The sequence below is a fragment of the Rhizobium sp. BK275 genome (assembly GCF_014193555.1).
GTDB lineage: Bacteria > Pseudomonadota > Alphaproteobacteria > Rhizobiales > Rhizobiaceae > Rhizobium.
Window position 1 is genome coordinate 404,060 of the sequence record NZ_JACHZL010000006.1, and the last position, 17,945, is coordinate 422,004.

Sequence of the window (17,945 nt, forward strand, 5' to 3'; positions counted from 1 at the left end):
GCGGTGGCGTGGCGGAAATCAAATCCCATGAGTTCGAAGGATTTTTGCAAAGATCCGCTCGCCAGTACCGCATCTATCTGATCTATGGCCCGGACCGCGGACTTGTTTCCGAGCGGGCCGGCATGATCGCTGGAAAGACGGGCATCGATCAGAACGATCCGTTCTCCGTCACCAAGCTTGATGTCGGCGATCTACAGAAAGAGCCTGGCCGGCTGGTCGATGAAGCCCAGTCCATCGGTCTTTTCGGCGGCGAAAAGCTGATATGGGTAAGGGGTGCCGCAAACGAGAAACATCTCGTCGATGCTGTTTCCTTTCTATCGGGTGCTTCCCTCGAGGCAGCCAGTATCATCGTCGAAGCAGGCGACCTGAAGAAGGGATCAGCTCTACGCAAAACGGTCGAGACCGCTCGCACTGCTGTTGCCATTCCCTGCTACGCCGACGATGGCCGCGCACTGAACGCATTGATAGACGGCGAACTCTCCGCCGAAGGACTAGGCATAACCCCGGCTGCCAGGCAAGCCCTCATCGCACTGATCGGTGGCGATAGAATTGCGTCCAGAAATGAGATTCGCAAACTGGCGCTCTATTGCCGGGGCATGGGAACGATCGATGATCATCACGTTACCGAAATAATTGGTGACGCCAGCGCCATTTCAGTCGACGATGCTGTTGATGCGATATTGAGTGGCGACAGCAATACCTTCCTGCACGCAATGCAGAAGATCACGAGTTCCAAGACCTCGGTTTTTCTAGTTCTCCAGGCCTGCCTCCGACAATTTCAGCTTCTCGATACAATGCGTGCGGAGATGGATGAGAAGAGACTGCCGCCCGCCCAAATAATGCAGACGCTGGGCAGGCATCTTCATTTCCGCCGCAAGCCGATTATCGAACAAGCGTTGAAAAGCTGGAGCGCGGACGCCATTTCCCGTGAAACAAAACGTCTGCAGGCCGCTGTCCTGCAGACGAGACAGCGTCAGATATTGGAAGACAGCATCGCCATGCAGACGTTGCTCTCCACCACACTGCAATCGGGAAGGCGCCCTCAAGCCTGATTAGCGGCGTTCCAGAAGTCGGCAGACTTCCTCGAGCTGCTCCAGAGACTTGTAGGAAATGCGGATCTGACCGCCACTCGCCTTGTGATTGATGGACACATCGAGCCCAAGCGTATCTGACAGCGTGCGCTCCAGAGCCAACGTATCGGAATCCTTCTGGCTCTTTTGAGCAGGCGCCTGGGGCTCCGACTGCGCCTTGATGTCGTTCTGCGCGAGCTTCTCCGCATCGCGGACCGACATGCCCTTAGAAACGATTGTACGCGCGAGTGCGGAGGGGTCCGACGTCGAAACCAGCGCACGCGCATGACCCGCGGAAAGGCTTCCGGCAGCCAGCATCTCACGAACGGGATCAGGCAGCTTCAACAGCCGCAAGGAATTGGCGACATGGCTGCGGCTCTTGCCGATAATCTCACCGAGATCGTTCTGGGTATATCCATATTCGGCAATTAGCTGCTCATAGCCAAGCGCCTCTTCGAGAGCATTGAGATCGGAGCGCTGGACGTTCTCAACGATCGCGATTTCTAGCGCCGTTTTATCGTCCACGTCCCTGATAATAACAGGGATTTCGATCAAACCCGCCAGCTGGGCAGCACGCCAACGTCTTTCGCCGGCTATGATTTCATAGCGATCCCGCGCGAGCGTTCTGACGACGATCGGCTGCACGATACCATGCTGGCGGATCGAACTCGCAAGATCGTGAAGTTCGGCATCATCGAAAAAACGACGAGGGTTACGAGGGTTACGAGTGACGAACTCGATGGGGATCATCCGGTCGGCGCTGACCGCAGACCGCTCCGCCTCAGCCGGAACAGGCTGATCCATTTCACCTATAAGGGCTGCGAGACCACGGCCAAGCCGTCTTTTCGATGTATCGTCATTCATGTCCAAAACTCGCTTACTCTGTCATGCGCTCTTTCAGGCTGCCAGCCTCTGCCGCTCCCGCTGGATGACTTCCGATGCGAGCTGCAGATAGGCCTGGCTACCGGCACACTTGAGATCATAGAGAATCGCCGGCTTGCCATAAGATGGCGCTTCTGAAACACGAACATTCCGCGGGATAAGCGTGTGATACACCTTCTCACCGAGGTGAGTCCGTACGTCGTTGACGACCTGCTGCGCCAGGTTGTTGCGAGCGTCGAACATTGTCAGCACGATACCTTGGATGTCAAGCTGCGGGTTGACCGTCCGCCGCACCTGGTTGACCGTCTCCAGAAGCTGGCTCAAACCTTCGAGCGCGAAGAACTCGCACTGCAGCGGCACCAGCACCGAATGGGCAGCCGCCATGGCATTCATCGTCAGGAGGTTGAAAGAGGGAGGGCAGTCGAGGAGGATGTAAGAAAAAGACAGCGCCTCTGAAGAGGACAACGCCTTCCTGAGCTTGAAGACGCGATCGCTCTGCTGGGAGATTTCCATCTCGACCCCAAGGAGATCCATCGTCGACGGGACAATAAAGAGATTAGGTACGGCCGTCTCCAATGCGGTCTCAGCGACGCCGGCTTCCCCGACCATCAGATCGTAAGAGGAAAGCTTACGATTGCGACGATCGATACCCAAACCCGTGCTTGCATTTCCCTGTGGATCTAGATCGATAATCAGCACCCGCTCACCGATGGCGGCGAGAGCGGTTGCCAAATTGATTGCGGTGGTCGTCTTGCCTACGCCACCCTTCTGATTTGCGATGGTGATAATCCGATTACGTTCGCCAGCCATTGCCGCAATATCCGCTTTGTTAAACCAAGCGCCGGAGATTTGATATTTCGAGAATTACAGAATCTCGCTCAACAGCGCTATTGTGTTCTAGCAGATCGAAACTCCAGCGACCATGCGCTTTCCGGATTTCCCTCTGGTAATACCGGCCTTTATGAAAAAACGCGCGATTATTTTCTTTGCCAACCATCCAAGGCGACGCAAATTCGATCAGCTTTTCGAGATCGGCGAGGGCTCGGGCGGAAATGGCATCGCAGACAGGGACAGTAGCTGGCGCATCCTCGATTCGGATGGCATGCACCTCGCCTCTCGCGCCGGTTTCGCGCAGGACGGTTCGCAGAAATGCTGCCTTCTTATTGTTGCTCTCCACCAGATGCACCCAGCCAGCTCGCTGTTCCGCCAAGAAGATCGCGGTAATCACTCCGGGGAAACCACCGCCACTTCCGAGATCGACCCAAGTTTGACGGCGAGGGGAGATCTGGAATATTTGTGCGCTATCCGCGATATGCCGACTCCACATATCGTCCATGGTAGAAGGAGCAACAAGGTTGATCGCCCTGGCCCATTTTGTAAACAGCTCCGCGAAAAGCTGAAGACGCTCATGTGTTTCACGTGAAACACGTAATCCGTTTAATTCCATTCCCAAAGACTCTCAAACCTTGCAGCCACTACGCGACTTGCTTACCGATGCCCTCGTGACGGCGCAGATGTACCAGCAGGAGCGAAATCGCCGCTGGTGTCATGCCATCCACTTTAAGGGCCTGGGCGATGTTGGTGGGCTTGTGTACACTGAGTTTATTTTTCAGTTCGTTCGAGAGTCCCGACAACATGCTGTAATCAAAATCATCTGGGATTAAACGCGCCTCATCGCGTCGCTGCACATCAATAGCCGCAGCCTGACGGTCCATGTAGACCGAATAGCCTGCTTCAATCTCCAGCGCCTCCACCACCTTCTTGGAGAAAGTGCCAAGACCATCCCATATCCTGCGCAGGTCCTCAAAACCATATTCGGGATAGGAAAGAAGTTCATAAGCTGTTCGGCGCTGACCATCCAGGTTGAGGTTGAGACCTGCACGACGAGCCTCGCTAGGCGTTACCGACAGTGATTGGAGTTGTGACCTGGTGCTCTGGAGTTCGCTCTGATATGCCGCAAAACGGTCACGCCGATCCATGGAAATGCATCCGAGATCGATTGCCATCGGTGTAAGTCGGGCGTCAGCATTATCAGCGCGAAGAGTCAATCGATATTCCGCCCGCGACGTGAACATTCGGTACGGTTCCGTAACGCCGCGTGAAGTCAGATCATCGATCATCACGCCGATATAGGAGTCTGTGCGACTGAAGATCATGGGCGCAGAACTGCTGCTTGAAAGTGCTGCATTGAGACCGGCAGCAAGCCCCTGCGCGCCGGCTTCCTCATAGCCAGTCGTTCCGTTAATTTGACCAGCAAGAAAGAGCCCTGGGAGTTTCTTGACCTCCAATGTCGCCGACAGCTCCCGCGGGTCGACGTGGTCATATTCAATCGCGTAGCCGGGATGCAGGATTTCCACATGTTCAAGACCCGGGATTGTCCTGATAAAGGCGGTCTGCACGTCGGCCGGAAGCGAGGTCGAGATCCCATTCGGATAGACGGTATCGTCATCCAGTCCTTCAGGCTCCAAAAAGATCTGGTGTCCATCCCTCTCACCGAATTTGACGAGCTTGTCCTCGATCGAAGGACAATAACGAGGGCCTACGCCTTCGATTTGGCCCGAGTACATTGCCGATTTCTGCAGATTCTCTACGATGATGCGATGCGTTGCCTCGGTCGTCCGCGTAACCCCGCACTCGACCTGCCGATTCACGATGCGATCCGTCATGAAAGAAAAAGGAATCAGCTCGTCATCCGCTGCCTGGCGCCCAACCGAATCCCAATCGATCGTTTGTCCATTCAGGCGCGCTGGCGTCCCCGTCTTCAGTCGACCCAATTTCAAGCCCAAGCGCCCGAACGTCACCGAAAGTCCCAGGGAAGGCGGCTCCCCCGTGCGGCCAGCAGGGGTCTTCTCGTTTCCTATATGGATAAGCCCCCGTAGGAATGTGCCTGTGGTGATAACGACGGAAGGGCTCGCGAAAAGCCTTCCATCCTTCATTATTACGCCAGCGACTCGATTATCCCTTATATCTAAGTCAAATGCGTCGCCTTCGATTATCTCAAGGTTTTCGATGGCCTCAATCGCATCCAGCATCGCGAGACGATAAAGCTTGCGATCGGCTTGCGTGCGCGGGCCGCGAACCGCTGCACCTTTCTTCTTATTCAACATACGAAACTGGATGCCCGCCGCGTCAGCAACGCGGCCCATGAGACCGTCCATCGCATCGATCTCACGCACGAGATGTCCTTTGCCAAGCCCGCCAATGGCCGGATTGCAGGACATGACACCGATCGTATCGCGGCGATGTGTGATCAGAGCGGTTTTCGCACCCATTCTTGCAGCCGCAGCGGCCGCCTCCGATCCGGCATGGCCACCACCGATCACGATAACATCATAGTTACTAGCGCTCATGCGCAACTCCAAGGTTTCACGTGAAACTATCCCCGTTCGGTCGCATCGAATGTTCCACGTGAATCATTTTCCGATACAGAACTCCGAAAAGATGACGCCAAGAAGATCTTCGACGTCAACGCGTCCGGTGATACGCCCCAAATGATCACCTGCGAGCCTCAAAGATTCCGCCCTGATCTCCAAACTTTGCTCTGCCTGATCGATTGCCGCTGATAGGGCGCTCAAACATTTCGAGAGTGAATCTTTATGCCGCCCTCGTGTCGGGACGGATAAGGATAATCCCCCAAACTTCCGTTCGATAAAGGAAGAAACATAGTCCCGAAGCTCCGGAAGACCCTCACCCGTCATTGTGGAAATCTGAAGGTCATAGGAATCGACCGAAGGATACAGATCGCACTTAGTGCCGACAATAACATGCGATGAGGCGCGCTCCAAGTCGGCAGGATCCACCGGTAGCGCCGAACCCATATCAGCCAGAAAGAGGACGAGATCGGCATTGGTCAGCGCCATCTGTGCTCTCTTGATACCTTCCTGCTCCACGATATCGACTGTGTCTCGCAGGCCCGCCGTATCATAGAGCTTAACCAGATACCCATTCAGATTGATATCCACATGGAGAACATCACGGGTCGTCCCCGCGATATCGGTAACGATTGCCACATCCCTTTGCGCAAACCAATTCATCAAGCTGGACTTACCAGCATTGGGCGCGCCGGCAATAACGACCTTAAAACCATCGCGGACGATCTCTCCCATTTCCGCATGGGAAAGATGATCTTCCATTTCTCTCCGGAGCTCTGCCAGCGACGTCCAGACCTGATCGGAAACAGATCCAGGAACATCATCCTCGTCCGGAAAATCAAGTTCCGCCTCGATCAGCGCTCGAGAACGCGTAATTCGTTCCGCCCACGAATCATATAGGCGCGACAGACCACCTGAACTCTGCTCAAGTGCCAGACGACGCTGCATTTCAGTCTCGGCCGCAATAAGGTCCGCTAGTCCCTCGACCTCAACGAGATCAAGTTTGCCATTTTCAAAGGCACGGCGGCTGAACTCTCCCTCCATCGCAAGTCGGGTTTGCTGAAACGATGCTAGTTCTCTCAAAAGAGCTGATATGACCGCTTTCGAACCGTGGGCCTGGAACTCTGCGGAATCCTCTCCGGTGAAAGACGCCGGACCCGGAAAAAAGAGAACCAGTCCAGAATCGATCGTCAAACCGTTCCGCGTCCGAATCGTTCGGTAGGCGGCAGATCTTGGTGACGGAACTCCGCCGATCAGGTCTTCCAGGATAAAACGGGTTTGCGGGCCACTGACACGAACAACAGACACGCCTGACGGCGGAGCGCCGCTTGAAAGAGCGAATATGGTGTCGTTCCACGTTTCCATACGGTCTTCAGCCTATCAGTTCGTTTCCAGATCAATCTAAAACAGAAAAAGGCTGGCGGTCGCATAACGACTCACCAGCCTCAATCTGAGGAATCCGGCTAATGATCAGGTATTCATCGAGTCGAAGAAATCACCATTATTCTTCGTCTGCTTCAGCTTGTCGATGAGGAATTCGATTGCATCAGTCGTGCCCATGGGAGCAAGGATACGGCGCAGGACGAAGATCTTCTGCAGATCCTGCCGCGGAACGAGCAGATCTTCCTTGCGGGTCCCTGACTTGAGAATATCCATGGCCGGGAAGATACGCTTATCGGCAACCTTGCGGTCGAGAACGATTTCCGAGTTACCGGTACCCTTGAACTCTTCGAAGATGACTTCGTCCATGCGGCTGCCGGTGTCGATGAGCGCCGTCGCGATAATGGTCAGCGAACCACCTTCTTCGATATTACGTGCCGCGCCGAAGAACCGCTTCGGGCGCTGCAGGGCATTCGCGTCAACACCACCGGTCAGAACCTTACCTGAAGAAGGAACGACGGTGTTGTAGGCGCGACCAAGGCGAGTGATGGAATCGAGCAGGATGACGACATCGCGGCCGTGTTCCACAAGACGCTTGGCCTTTTCGATCACCATTTCGGCGACCTGGACATGCCGGACCGCCGGCTCATCGAATGTGGAAGAAATGACTTCTCCGCGGACCGACCGCTGCATGTCCGTGACTTCTTCCGGACGTTCGTCGATCAGCAGGACGATCAGGTAGCATTCCGGGTGATTCGCGGTGATCGAATGAGCGATGTTCTGCAGGAGAACCGTTTTACCCGTACGCGGCGGAGCAACGATCAGACCGCGCTGGCCTTTACCAAGAGGCGCCACGAGATCGATGACGCGCGGCGAAAGATCCTTGGAGGTTGGAACATCAAGTTCCATCTTGAAACGCTCGTTCGGATAGAGCGGCGTCAGGTTGTCGAAGTGGACCTTGTGACGGATCTTTTCCGGATCGTCAAAGTTGATCGTATTGACCTTTAGAAGCGCGAAATAGCGTTCGCCCTCCTTCGGACCACGGATCGGACCCTCGACCGTATCACCGGTCTTCAGTGAAAAACGACGGATCTGGGAAGGGGAGATGTAGATATCGTCCGGGCCGGGCAAATAGTTGGCATTTGCGGAGCGAAGAAACCCGAAACCATCCTGCAGGACTTCAACGACGCCTTCGCCGATAATTTCGATATCCTGACTGGCAAGAACCTTGAGGATTGCAAACATGAGCTCCTGCTTGCGCATCGTGCTCGCATTCTCCACCTCGAGCGATTCGGCAAAAGCCAGAAGATCCGTCGGGGATTTACTCTTAAGTTCCTGAAGCTTCATTTCAGCCATGAAGTGACCAATACTCTTTATTTTAGAAGGGGAAAGGCGATGTTGGGTCGTATTCGGTACTGCGAAAGGGCTCGCAGGCGACTGAACTCTACACACATGCCACGAAGATGAGATGGGCGGAAAATAGCGAGTCGGAACCCGGCCCGCAAGAGGGCTGCTTAAAATGACTGAAATTTAACCCGCACCGCCCCTGGCATCAAAAAGGCTTCACCACGACAAGGATCACGATGAGGATCATCAACACCGTCGGCGCCTCATTCATGAAGCGCCAGTAACGGGCCGAGCGACGGTTCTCATCCCGTTCGAAGGCCCGCACAGCCCTGCTGAAAAAGACATGGACAATGGTCAGAAGGACAACCAACCCGATCTTTGCGTGCAGCCAGCCCCCCTGAAAATCATAGACCGACCAGGCGAGATAAAGACCGAGGATCCAGGTCAGCATCATGGCCGGGTTCATGATGATCCTGAGCAGGCGGCGCTCCATCACCTTGAAGGTCTCGGATTGAACCGAACCGGGTTCCGCATCCGTGTGGTAGATGAAGAGCCGGGGCATGTAGAAAAGCCCGGCCATCCACGAGATCACCGCGATGATGTGGAGGGCCTTGATCCAGAGATAGAGATTGTCGGGGTTCCAGACGAAGAGCCCGACGGCCAGAAGTGCAAAGAAGATCAGCGCAAAATGCGCCCGGCGGCGGGCATAGGCACCCGGCTTTTGATTCGTCTGCTTTTCCATCACGCGGCCCCCGCGCCACGCACACGCTCGACGAGCAGGCGTATATTCTCCGGATCTGCCTGCGGTGTGATGCCATGACCGAGATTGAAGATCAGCGGTCCATTTCCAAGCACCTGAAGAATGTCGTCGATACCTTCCTCCAACGAACGACCGCCAGCCACGACCCGCATCGGATCGAGATTGCCCTGCACCGGTCCGTCCTTCTGCAGCTCGGCCGCAAAAGCGAGCGGGACGGACCAGTCGAGCCCGATCGCATCAGCTCCTGTCTTTTGCCGATAGGTCTTCAGCATGTAGCCCGCACCCTTGGCAAAGGCGATGATCCGCGCCTGCGGCCGCCGCGCCTTGATGGAAGCAATCATGCGAGCAACGGGTCGAATAGCAAAAGCCTCGAATTCTCTCTCTCCGAGAACACCGGCCCAAGAATCGAAGATCTGCACTGCATCAGCGCCCGCATCGATCTGCGCCACGAGATAGTCGGCCGAAACATCGGCAAGCAGCATCAGCAAATGCTCGAAAGCACGCGGATGCCTGTAGGCAAAGAGACGGGCAGGCGCCTGGTCCGGCGTGCCGTGACCGGCAATCATATAGGTAGCCACCGTCCACGGCGCTCCGCAGAAACCGAGAAGCGTCGTCTCCAAAGGAAGCTCTTTCCTCAGACGCCTCACCGTCTCCAGCACCGGCTGCAGGTAACCGACGACATTCTCTCCATCCAGGCCGGCAATACCCGTCTCATCGATCGGATCCATTTCCGGACCATGTCCCTCGATGAAACGCACATTGCGCTTCATCGCATCAGGAATGACCAGGATGTCTGAAAACAGGATGGCAGCATCAAAGCCGTAGCGCCGTATCGGCTGGAGCGTAACCTCTACGGCATAGTCCGGCGAATAACAGAGATCGAGGAAACTTCCCGCCTTGGCGCGTGTTTCTCTGTATTCCGGCAGATACCGGCCTGCCTGTCTCATCAGCCAGAGAGGAGGTGGGGTCAGAGTTTCACCATCGAGAACCCGCATGATTTTCCGGCGCATTTCGCTCAAGCGCTTCTTCCCTATAAAAATCCAAAGATATTTTAAAAGGTTTCTATTTCTTAGAGTCGGTGTCTATCAAGGATTAAAATCCATCCACGGACAGCGCTATTTGTCACGGCGGACACGAATAGCCCGCACAGAAAACGCCGTTTGATTCCCAAAACCAGGGAAAATTCGAATCAGACAGCGATTCCAGAGGTTTCACTAGATGTCATTTGAAACCCTTGCTGTGGATAAGCTGTGAATCCCGACGGGACCTTTGGTTAAAGTCCCCATCATCCACAAGCTGATGCAATATGACATCGCCAAATCCGGAATGTGGAAAAGGGGACATGTTTTCCCTTGCCTCGATCCCGGCCCGCCCATTAGCTCTTCGCTATCCAGTCTTTTCAACAGGCAGCGGAAAATAGCGTGGAGAACAGAACCAACTTCTTCCATCTGCATCTGATTTCTGACTCCACCGGAGAGACTCTGATCTCGGCTGGCCGGGCTGCATCAGCGCAATTCAAGTCCGCCCAGCCAATCGAGCATGTCTATCCGCTGATCCGCAACCGCAAGCAATTGATGCCGGTTCTCCAGGCGATCGACAATGAACCCGGCATCGTGCTCTACACGATCGTCGACCGCGAACTCGCAAGCCTCATCGATGAGCGCTGCGCGGAAATGGGTGTGGCATCCGTCAATGTCCTGGAGCCGGTCATCGGTGCGTTCCAGATCTATCTCGGTGCGCCGTCAAGGCGTCGCGTCGGCGCCCAGCATGTCATGAACGCTGGATACTTTGCGCGTATCGAGGCCCTGAACTTCACCATGGATCACGATGACGGTCAGATGCATGAAGACTATAATGAGGCCGATGTCGTCATCGTCGGGATCAGCCGCACGTCAAAAACGCCAACCAGCATCTATCTTGCAAACCGTGGCATCAAGACGGCGAACATACCGATCGTTTATGGCGTGCCTTTGCCCGAGGGTCTGCTGACTGCAACCAGACCCCTGATCGTCTGCCTCATCGCCACCACCGACCGGATTTCCCAAGTTCGGGAAAATCGCCTGCTCGGAACGACACCCGGTTTCGACCGTGAGCATTATACCGACCGGGCGGCAATCTCGGAGGAGCTGAAATATGCACGCTCCCTCTGTGCCCGGCATAATTGGCCGATGATCGATGTGACGCGGCGCTCGATCGAGGAAACGGCGGCGGCCATCGTTGCCCTGCGGCCGAAGCTGCGTTAAGCGCTGAACAACTGAATTGTTGTCGAGGACCTGGATGACACCGAAGCTCGTTCTTGCATCGTCGAGCCCGTTCCGCCGCATGCTGATGGAAAATGCCGGCCTCGCTTTCGAAGCGCATGCTGCTCAGATCGACGAGCGGGCAATAGAAGCGCCGTTGGAAAAATCCGGGGCGACGCCGGATGAAGTAGCGCTCGTTCTGGCGGAGGCAAAAGCGGAATATGTCAGCCGGCGCCTCAGCGCCGCGCTGATCATCGGCTCGGACCAGACGATGTCACTCGGCTCTCAGGTTTTTCACAAACCGGAAGATATGACCGATGCTGCCAATCATCTGCGTGTGCTTGCAGGTAAGACACATCGCCTGAACAGCGCGATCGCCATTGTCAGAAACGGTGAAGTCTTGTGGCGGCACGTCGCGCACGCCGAACTGACGATGCGACCGCTGACGGACGATTTCATCGCGCGTCATCTGGAACGCGTCGGTGCAAAGGCACTGGCGAGTGTCGGGGCCTATCAATTGGAGGGGGAGGGGATCCAGCTATTCGAGAAAATCGACGGCGACTATTTCACGATCCTTGGCCTACCGATGTTACCGCTCCTTGCAAAACTCCGGGAACTGGAAGCGATCGATGGATGATTCACGTGAAACACTAGGGCCGAAAGCGTTTGTCACGGGCTTTCCAGTCAGGCACTCGCGCTCACCGCTGATCCACGGTCACTGGCTAAAGACGCTCAATCTGCCCGGCAGTTACCGCGCCCATGAGGTCGCCCCGGAAGCCTTTGCGAATTTTATCGCCTCCCTGCGAGACGGTAGCGCTGGTTTCATCGGCGGCAACGTCACAATCCCTCACAAGGAATTGGCCTTCAAATTGGCCGATGAGCCCGATGAACTCTCGGAAGAACTCGGCGCCTCGAATACGCTGTGGCTGGAGGACGGAAAACTTGTCGCCACCAACACGGATGGCCGCGGCTTCACTGCTAATCTCGATGAACTCCATCCCGGCTGGGACCGGCACGATAGGGTCGTGATCTTTGGCGCCGGCGGTGCGAGCCGAGCGGTCATCCAGGCCGTCCGTGACCGAGGTTTCAGCGAAATCCACGTCGTCAATCGCACGGTCGAGCGGGCGCGGGAACTGGCCGACCGCTTCGGCCCGAAGGTCCATGCCCATCCGATGGCGGCTATCGGCGAAGTGATGAAAGGGGCCGGACTATTCATTAACACTACGTCTCTTGGGATGGATGGGGACGCGGCACCGGTGATCGACTTTTCGCCGCTGGCCCCGGATGCTGTCGTTACCGACATTGTCTATGTGCCGCTGAAAACGCCGATCCTCGCTCAGGCGGAGGAGCAAGGTTTCGCCATTGTCGATGGCCTTGGCATGCTGTTGCATCAGGCCGTGCCGGGATTTGAAAAATGGTTCGGCAAACGGCCCGTCGTCGATGAAACGCTGCGGGCTCTGATAATAGCGGATATGGAAAAACACTGATGCTGAAGATCGGCCTCACCGGTTCCATCGGAATGGGCAAGTCGACGACGGCGAAGCTCTTTGCGGAAGCTGGTGTTCCAGTTAACGATTCCGATGCGGTCGTCCATGATCTCTATGCTGGCGAGGCAGCCCCTTTGGTCGATGCGGCTTTCCCCGGCACGATGAAAAACGGTGTTGTTGATCGTCAGGAACTTGGCCGCCAGCTCGCTCAGGACCCGGCTGGTTTCAAGCGGCTTGAACAAATCGTCCACCCTCTGGTGCGCAGGCGGGAGAGTGAATTCCTGGCGCGGCAGGAGGACGCGGGGGCAGATATGGTAGTGCTCGATATACCCCTGCTTTTCGAGACCGGCGCCGAACAGAGGGTTGATGTTATTGTCGTCGTCAGCGCCGATCCACAGATTCAGCGACGGAGAGTGCTTGCACGTCCGAACATGACGGAAGAAAAATTCAATATGATTCTCTCTCGCCAGACACCCGATGCGGAAAAACGCCGCCGGGCTGACTACGTCGTGGACAGCGGCCACGACATCGAGGTGGCAAGGGAACAAGTGGCAGATATCATCGCCGACCTGAAGAAGCGGATAGCGAAGGACGAAGCCCCGCATGCGTGAAATCATTTTCGATACGGAAACCACCGGCCTCGACAATCGCTCGGACCGCATCATTGAAATCGGCGGCATCGAACTCCTCAACCATTTTCCGACAGGAAGGACGATCCATCTTTTCGTCAATCCGGGTGACCAGAAGGTTCATCCGGATGCGCTCGCCGTGCATGGCATCACTGACGAATTTCTGAAGGACAAACCGCCCTTTGCTGATGTCGTCGACCAGATCCTGGAATTTTTCGGCGACGGCAAATGGATCGCCCACAACGCCACCTTCGATATGGGTTTCGTCAACTCCGAACTAGCCCGGATCGGCTTGCCACCCATCCTGCCGGATCGGGTCGTCGATACGCTCTCGCTTGCCCGCCGTAAGCATCCTATGGGTCCAAACTCGCTCGATGCGTTGTGCCGTCGTTACGGCATCGACAATTCGCACCGGACGAAACACGGCGCCCTTCTCGACTCCGAGCTTCTGGCCGAAGTTTATATCGAGATGATCGGCGGTCGGCAGGCAGCACTCGGTCTTTCGGGTCCCGCAAGCCAGCGCACGGGTGAAGTCGCGGTGGAAGAGGTTATCGTCGCCACCATCATCGAGCGGCCGCGGCCGCTGGCGCCGCGATTGAGCGAAGAGGAAGCCGAAGCCCACAACGCCTTGATCGCCAAACTTGGACAGAAGGCAGTCTGGTCCAAATACGATCAATTCGACTGAAACAAAAATGCCCGGGTTTTTTGCCCGGGCATTTGAATATCCAGCCTGTGAGAGCCGCTCAGTTCGGAACGGCCTGAACCTTGGAGCGAGCCTGCTCTTCGGCAACGCGCTGCGCGAACATCTGCGCGAAATCGATCGGATCGATCATCAGCGGCGGGAAGCCGCCGTTGCGGGTGACGTCGGCAATGATCTGGCGGGCGAACGGGAAGAGCATGCGCGGGCATTCGATGAAGAGAACCGGCAGCATGTGCTCCTGCGGGAAGCCGGCAACGCGGAAGACACCGCCATAGACGAGCTCGGTATGGAATACCGTCTTATCGCCTTCCTTGGCTTCAGCGATCAGCGACAGCACGACATCGAAATCCGTTTCGGACAACGGGTTAGCGTTGACGTTCACATTGATGTTGATCGCCGGTGCCTTGTCGCGGGCCTGAAGCGAGCGCGGTGCGCCCGGGTTTTCGAAGGAAAGATCCTTGACGTATTGGGCAAGGATCGAAAGGGTCGGGCTCGCTGCGCCGTTGCTGCTGTTATCGTCTGCCATGGGCTTTTCCTCGAGGGGCATTGAATGGTGCCGCCATCTAACATTTCGGGGATAGGCTTACAACCCTGGGCCTCCGGCGCAGTTAATACGCCGCCGCATCAGTCACCGAGCTGTTTGCCGGACCAGGGCGACTTGCCGTTCGGCTCGCGATGATAGTCCTCTTCATCGAGATCGACCACCTTTGAATCGCCCGACTTGTCTGGCCGGCCTCGAAAATCCGGACGCGAGGACGCCGAAAAACCGCCGCCGGCCGTGCCAACGACAACGAAACGCTTTGCGATCGACCGCCAAAGCAGATTGCGAACCTGCGGGATAAGAAGCAGGATCGCCAGTATATCCGAGAGAAAGCCCGGGATGATGAAGAGCAGCGCGGCGATTACGGTCATCGCCGGATTGAGCAATTCCCGTCCAGGCATGGTACCGCTGCGCCCCTCGGCGGACATGCGACGCAGGATGCTGATACCTTGCCGGCGCAAGAGGAATGAACCGACGACAAAGCCCAGCACGACAAGCGCCAGCGTCGCGGCAAGTCCAACTGCGCGGCCGACAATCACGAAGCCGGCGATCTCGGCAAGCGGCAGAAGCAGCCCGAAAACCGGCAGCATGGAAAAACGCATCTCTTTATCCCGAGTGGCTCGGGCTCCTCTTGGCACTGGCGAAGATACCAGCCATGATTTGAATCATTCGTATAGCCGGACTATATGGGGTTAGATATTAGGGATGTTAACAGCGAACGGCGGGATATGAGTTCAAACGACTTCATCACTTTATTTTTCTTGGTGGCGGCGGTGCTGATTTTCTTTCAGCTTCGGTCCGTTCTTGGACGTCGCACCGGAAATGAGAAGCCGCCGCGTGATCTCTATACGCCACGGGACGCCGCGCAGAACGATACCGCCGATGCCGGCAAGGTCGTAACTCTGCCACGACGCGATGCGAATGGCGAAGAGGAAGATCGCTTTTCCGCCATCGACGCTTTCGCACCGGCCGGCACGCCGCTGAACGAATCGTTGCGAGCGCTCAACCGAGCCGATGCCTCCTTCGACCCCAAGGAATTCTTGAATGGCGCCCGCATGGCCTACGAGATGATTGTCATGGCCTTTGCCGATGGAGACCGTAAAACGCTGAAGAATCTTCTCTCCCGGGAAGTCTATGACGGCTTCGACGCGGCGATCAGCGATCGCGAAAACAAAGGCGAGAAGATGAAGTCCACCTTCGTGGGTATCGACAAGGCCGAGATTACCCATGCCGAGACCAAGGGCAGCGAGGCGCAGATTACCGTGCGCATCATCAGCCAGCTGATCTCAGCGACTTACGACAAGAGCGACGCACTGATCGACGGCGATGCCGAAAATGTCGCCGAGGTCAACGACCTCTGGACCTTCGCTCGCGATACGCGATCGCGAGACCCCAACTGGAAACTCGTCGCGACCGAATCGGAACATGAGTGACGCAGCCGGCTTTGCCCTTCAGGCAGTCAGTTTCGACGCAATGGAAGGCTGGAGGGATGACGATCCCTCCAGCCTTTTTGAAGTCATGGCTAGCTGTCGCCGTCATATTTCCGAAACGAACCCTTATCGTACCGGTTCGCTGGGGCTGAGTTCAGCCGATCTTCTTCCATTGCTGGAGGAAACAGAGGCGTTTCGTCCGTCCTCGGCAGAGGAAGCCCGCGCCTTTTTTGAAAAGCACTGTCAGCCGTTCCGGATTGTCCGGGCCGACGGCGTCAGTGGTTTCGTCACTGCCTTCTACGAACCGGAAATCGACGTTTCCGACAGACAGGATGCGACCTACCGTTTTCCCATCTACCGGCGCCCGGAGGACCTCATCGACCTCGATGATCAAAATCGTCCAGGCAAGCTCGATGGTTCTTACGTATTCGGGCGGTTGCGTGACGGGCTGATCGATGCCTATCCGGATCGTCGTGACATCGATCAGGGCTATCTCGAAGGCTGCGGTCTTGAGATCGCCTGGGCGAAATCGAAGGCCGATCTTTTTTTCGTCCATGTCCAAGGCGCCGCTCGTCTGCGTTATCCGGATGGCAGCATCGGACGTATCACCTATGCCGCCAAAGCCGGCCATCCGTTCTCGGCCATCGGCAAGCTGCTGATCGACCGTGACGAAATTGACCGCGCCGACATATCCATGCAGTCAATCCGCGCTTGGCTCGCTGCCCATCCGGACCAGGTCGACGAAATCCTCTGGCATAACCGCTCCTATATCTTCTTTCGGGAAGCGCCGGTGGGCGATCCGAATGCGGGGCCGATCGCCGCAGCGAAGGTACCATTGCTTGCGGGTCGCTCGCTCGCTGTCGACCGCCTGGTCCATACTTTCGGCTTTCCATTCTTCATCCGCTCCGAAAGCCTGACGCATCTTGATGGCGGCAAGCCGTTTCAGCGGCTGATGCTGGCCCTGGACACCGGTTCGGCAATCGTCGGCCCCGCACGCGGCGACATTTTCACCGGTTCGGGTTATGCTGCGGGAGAACTGGCAGGGACGGTGCGCAACGATGCCGATTTTGTAATTCTCATTCCGAATACCGCTGCAGCGAGGTTCCTCTGATGGCGAAGGACCGCAAGCTCAGCTCGGACGAAAGAATCCTCTGGGGCAGGGTAGCCCGCAGCACCCGGCCTATGCCTGGCAAGACGGATGAGCTGACCGCGCTCGACGCATTCCTGCTGGAAGCCGAAGCAGCGGCCGAACAGGAAAAGGCCGAAAAGCAGAAGACGGCTTCACCTCATCTGCAGCAGCCAGCACCGCAAATGCCCGCAAAACAGCCATCGGGCGTCCACCATCCGCTGGAGCGGCCGGTCAAGCGCAAGATCGCAAAGGGCAAACTGGCACTGGAAGCGCGCATCGACCTTCACGGCATGGTGCAGAGCGAAGCACATTCTTTCTTGCTCGATTTCCTGATCCGGGCTCATGAGCGCGGTATGCGGCATGTTCTCGTCATTACTGGCAAGGGTAGCTCCATGGGTAGCGAAGGCGCCTTGAAACGTGCCGTGCCGCTCTGGTTCTCCAAGCCGGAATTCCGCTTTCTGATTTCGTCCTATGAGTCGGCGGCCCAGCATCATGGTGGCGAGGGTGCGCTCTATATCCGCCTCTCCCGGCGCTCCGGAGAAACGTCGTGACGCCGTTTGCTGAAGCAGTCCGCAAGCTGCGCGCCCGCAAGGGCGTGACGCAGAAACAGATGGCGGCCGCCCTGAATGTTTCGCCTGCCTATCTCTCGGCGCTCGAGCATGGAAGGCGCGGCGTGCCGAGCTTCGATCTCCTGCAGCGCATCGCCGGCTACTTCAACATCATCTGGGATGAGGCGGAGGAACTCTTCCTCGTTGCAGGCTCTTCTGATCCGCGTGTGATCGTGGATACTTCGGGCCTGCCGCCCGAATATACCGAATTCGCCAATCGCCTTGCCAAGCGAATTCGCAACCTTGACAGCACCGATATCGCCCGGCTATCGGCGTTTCTTGAAAATGGCGGCAAAGGGGACGGAAAAGCGTCATAATCCCCTGATTTATGCCTTGTTTTAGGGCCTTGCCATTGGGAACTCGCTGCAAAA

The 17,945-nt window shown here is 56.6% G+C and carries 20 protein-coding genes; 10 read left to right on the forward strand and 10 right to left on the reverse strand.

Annotated elements, in window-relative coordinates; all coding sequences use genetic code 11:
* Positions 1-8: 8 nt before the first annotated feature.
* Positions 9-1,052, forward strand: coding sequence for a DNA polymerase III subunit delta (gene holA / locus FHT82_RS20835; RefSeq protein ID WP_183734578.1), 1,044 nt, complete (start codon positions 9-11; stop codon positions 1,050-1,052).
* Here holA and FHT82_RS20840 read toward each other — a convergent pair whose 3' ends face one another.
* The 8 genes from FHT82_RS20840 to hemE all read right to left on the reverse strand — a co-directional run bounded on the left by FHT82_RS20840 (position 1,053) and on the right by hemE (position 9,829).
* Positions 1,053-1,934, reverse strand: coding sequence for a ParB/RepB/Spo0J family partition protein (locus tag FHT82_RS20840; RefSeq protein ID WP_183734579.1), 882 nt, complete (start codon positions 1,932-1,934; stop codon positions 1,053-1,055).
* A 33-nt stretch (positions 1,935-1,967) separates the two neighbouring features.
* Entirely contained in the window at positions 1,968-2,762 is a 795-nt protein-coding gene (locus FHT82_RS20845; protein WP_183734580.1) for a ParA family protein, read from the reverse strand.
* A gap of 19 nt (positions 2,763-2,781) precedes the next feature.
* Positions 2,782-3,399 carry a 16S rRNA (guanine(527)-N(7))-methyltransferase RsmG gene (gene rsmG / locus FHT82_RS20850; RefSeq protein WP_183734581.1) on the reverse strand — a complete coding sequence of 206 codons (618 nt, stop codon included), beginning with the start codon at positions 3,397-3,399 and terminating at the stop codon, positions 2,782-2,784.
* A 28-nt stretch (positions 3,400-3,427) separates the two neighbouring features.
* Entirely contained in the window at positions 3,428-5,302 is a 1,875-nt protein-coding gene (mnmG, locus tag FHT82_RS20855) for a tRNA uridine-5-carboxymethylaminomethyl(34) synthesis enzyme MnmG (protein WP_183734582.1), read from the reverse strand.
* Positions 5,303-5,365: 63 nt separating this feature from the next.
* Positions 5,366-6,688, reverse strand: coding sequence for a tRNA uridine-5-carboxymethylaminomethyl(34) synthesis GTPase MnmE (gene mnmE / locus FHT82_RS20860; protein WP_183734583.1), 1,323 nt, complete (start codon positions 6,686-6,688; stop codon positions 5,366-5,368).
* 105 nt (positions 6,689-6,793) lie between these two features.
* Positions 6,794-8,059, reverse strand: coding sequence for a transcription termination factor Rho (rho, locus tag FHT82_RS20865; protein WP_029868909.1), 1,266 nt, complete (start codon positions 8,057-8,059; stop codon positions 6,794-6,796).
* 196 nt (positions 8,060-8,255) lie between these two features.
* On the reverse strand, positions 8,256-8,792 hold the full coding sequence (hemJ, locus tag FHT82_RS20870; protein ID WP_183734584.1) for a protoporphyrinogen oxidase HemJ: 537 nt from the start codon (positions 8,790-8,792) through the stop codon (positions 8,256-8,258).
* Positions 8,792-9,829: a uroporphyrinogen decarboxylase gene (hemE, locus tag FHT82_RS20875; protein ID WP_183734585.1), complete on the reverse strand. Its 1,038-nt coding sequence runs from the start codon at positions 9,827-9,829 to the stop codon at positions 8,792-8,794. Before hemE ends, hemJ begins: the two co-directional genes overlap by 1 nt.
* A gap of 402 nt (positions 9,830-10,231) precedes the next feature.
* Here hemE and FHT82_RS20880 point away from each other — a divergent pair, with 402 nt between their 5' ends.
* Genes FHT82_RS20880 through dnaQ form a run of 5 tightly spaced genes read left to right on the forward strand, consistent with a single transcriptional unit; the run spans position 10,232 to position 13,851 of the window.
* On the forward strand, positions 10,232-11,053 hold the full coding sequence (locus FHT82_RS20880) for a pyruvate, water dikinase regulatory protein (protein WP_183734586.1): 822 nt from the start codon (positions 10,232-10,234) through the stop codon (positions 11,051-11,053).
* 34 nt (positions 11,054-11,087) lie between these two features.
* A complete protein-coding gene (locus FHT82_RS20885; protein ID WP_183734587.1) occupies positions 11,088-11,687 on the forward strand; it encodes a Maf-like protein in 600 nt (199 codons plus the stop codon).
* A complete protein-coding gene (locus tag FHT82_RS20890) occupies positions 11,680-12,537 on the forward strand; it encodes a shikimate dehydrogenase (protein WP_183734588.1) in 858 nt (285 codons plus the stop codon). The genes FHT82_RS20885 and FHT82_RS20890 overlap by 8 nt, the downstream gene beginning before the upstream one ends.
* Positions 12,537-13,148: a dephospho-CoA kinase gene (coaE, locus tag FHT82_RS20895; protein ID WP_183734589.1), complete on the forward strand. Its 612-nt coding sequence runs from the start codon at positions 12,537-12,539 to the stop codon at positions 13,146-13,148. Before FHT82_RS20890 ends, coaE begins: the two co-directional genes overlap by 1 nt.
* Positions 13,141-13,851 (forward strand): DNA polymerase III subunit epsilon, encoded by a 711-nt coding sequence (gene dnaQ, locus FHT82_RS20900; protein WP_183734590.1) that lies wholly within the window; start codon positions 13,141-13,143, stop codon positions 13,849-13,851. Before coaE ends, dnaQ begins: the two co-directional genes overlap by 8 nt.
* 58 nt (positions 13,852-13,909) lie before the next feature.
* On the opposite strand, the gene secB is transcribed toward dnaQ, so the two are convergent.
* Positions 13,910-14,392 (reverse strand): protein-export chaperone SecB, encoded by a 483-nt coding sequence (gene secB, locus FHT82_RS20905; protein WP_007813799.1) that lies wholly within the window; start codon positions 14,390-14,392, stop codon positions 13,910-13,912.
* A gap of 98 nt (positions 14,393-14,490) precedes the next feature.
* Positions 14,491-15,009 (reverse strand): FxsA family protein, encoded by a 519-nt coding sequence (locus FHT82_RS20910; protein WP_183734591.1) that lies wholly within the window; start codon positions 15,007-15,009, stop codon positions 14,491-14,493.
* Positions 15,010-15,135: 126 nt separating this feature from the next.
* Here FHT82_RS20910 and FHT82_RS20915 point away from each other — a divergent pair, with 126 nt between their 5' ends.
* From FHT82_RS20915 to FHT82_RS20930, 4 genes are read left to right on the forward strand one after another with little or no spacing between them, the layout of a single operon-like run.
* Positions 15,136-15,840, forward strand: a complete 705-nt coding sequence (locus tag FHT82_RS20915) for a Tim44/TimA family putative adaptor protein (protein WP_183734592.1) — start codon at positions 15,136-15,138, stop codon at positions 15,838-15,840.
* Complete coding sequence (locus tag FHT82_RS20920) at positions 15,833-16,948, forward strand: murein transglycosylase A (RefSeq protein ID WP_183734593.1); 1,116 nt, start codon at positions 15,833-15,835, stop codon at positions 16,946-16,948. Before FHT82_RS20915 ends, FHT82_RS20920 begins: the two co-directional genes overlap by 8 nt.
* On the forward strand, positions 16,948-17,517 hold the full coding sequence (locus tag FHT82_RS20925) for a Smr/MutS family protein (protein WP_183734594.1): 570 nt from the start codon (positions 16,948-16,950) through the stop codon (positions 17,515-17,517). The genes FHT82_RS20920 and FHT82_RS20925 overlap by 1 nt, the downstream gene beginning before the upstream one ends.
* Positions 17,514-17,891, forward strand: a complete 378-nt coding sequence (locus FHT82_RS20930) for a helix-turn-helix domain-containing protein (protein WP_183734595.1) — start codon at positions 17,514-17,516, stop codon at positions 17,889-17,891. Before FHT82_RS20925 ends, FHT82_RS20930 begins: the two co-directional genes overlap by 4 nt.
* Positions 17,892-17,945: the final 54 nt, after the last annotated feature.

Coding starts and splice junctions, on each gene's coding strand:
- hemJ (WP_183734584.1), bottom strand. CDS start 8,792: ATGGAAAAGCAGACGAATCAAAAGCCGGGTGCCTATGCCCGCCGCCGG.
- FHT82_RS20840 (WP_183734579.1), bottom strand. CDS start 1,934: ATGAATGACGATACATCGAAAAGACGGCTTGGCCGTGGTCTCGCAGCC.
- coaE (WP_183734589.1), top strand. CDS start 12,537: ATGCTGAAGATCGGCCTCACCGGTTCCATCGGAATGGGCAAGTCGACG.
- mnmG (WP_183734582.1), bottom strand. CDS start 5,302: ATGAGCGCTAGTAACTATGATGTTATCGTGATCGGTGGTGGCCATGCC.
- FHT82_RS20925 (WP_183734594.1), top strand. CDS start 16,948: ATGGCGAAGGACCGCAAGCTCAGCTCGGACGAAAGAATCCTCTGGGGC.
- FHT82_RS20915 (WP_183734592.1), top strand. CDS start 15,136: ATGAGTTCAAACGACTTCATCACTTTATTTTTCTTGGTGGCGGCGGTG.
- FHT82_RS20910 (WP_183734591.1), bottom strand. CDS start 15,009: ATGCGTTTTTCCATGCTGCCGGTTTTCGGGCTGCTTCTGCCGCTTGCC.
- FHT82_RS20890 (WP_183734588.1), top strand. CDS start 11,680: ATGGATGATTCACGTGAAACACTAGGGCCGAAAGCGTTTGTCACGGGC.
- secB (WP_007813799.1), bottom strand. CDS start 14,392: ATGGCAGACGATAACAGCAGCAACGGCGCAGCGAGCCCGACCCTTTCG.
- FHT82_RS20845 (WP_183734580.1), bottom strand. CDS start 2,762: ATGGCTGGCGAACGTAATCGGATTATCACCATCGCAAATCAGAAGGGT.
- FHT82_RS20885 (WP_183734587.1), top strand. CDS start 11,088: ATGACACCGAAGCTCGTTCTTGCATCGTCGAGCCCGTTCCGCCGCATG.
- rho (WP_029868909.1), bottom strand. CDS start 8,059: ATGGCTGAAATGAAGCTTCAGGAACTTAAGAGTAAATCCCCGACGGAT.
- mnmE (WP_183734583.1), bottom strand. CDS start 6,688: ATGGAAACGTGGAACGACACCATATTCGCTCTTTCAAGCGGCGCTCCG.
- FHT82_RS20920 (WP_183734593.1), top strand. CDS start 15,833: ATGAGTGACGCAGCCGGCTTTGCCCTTCAGGCAGTCAGTTTCGACGCA.
- rsmG (WP_183734581.1), bottom strand. CDS start 3,399: ATGGAATTAAACGGATTACGTGTTTCACGTGAAACACATGAGCGTCTT.
- dnaQ (WP_183734590.1), top strand. CDS start 13,141: ATGCGTGAAATCATTTTCGATACGGAAACCACCGGCCTCGACAATCGC.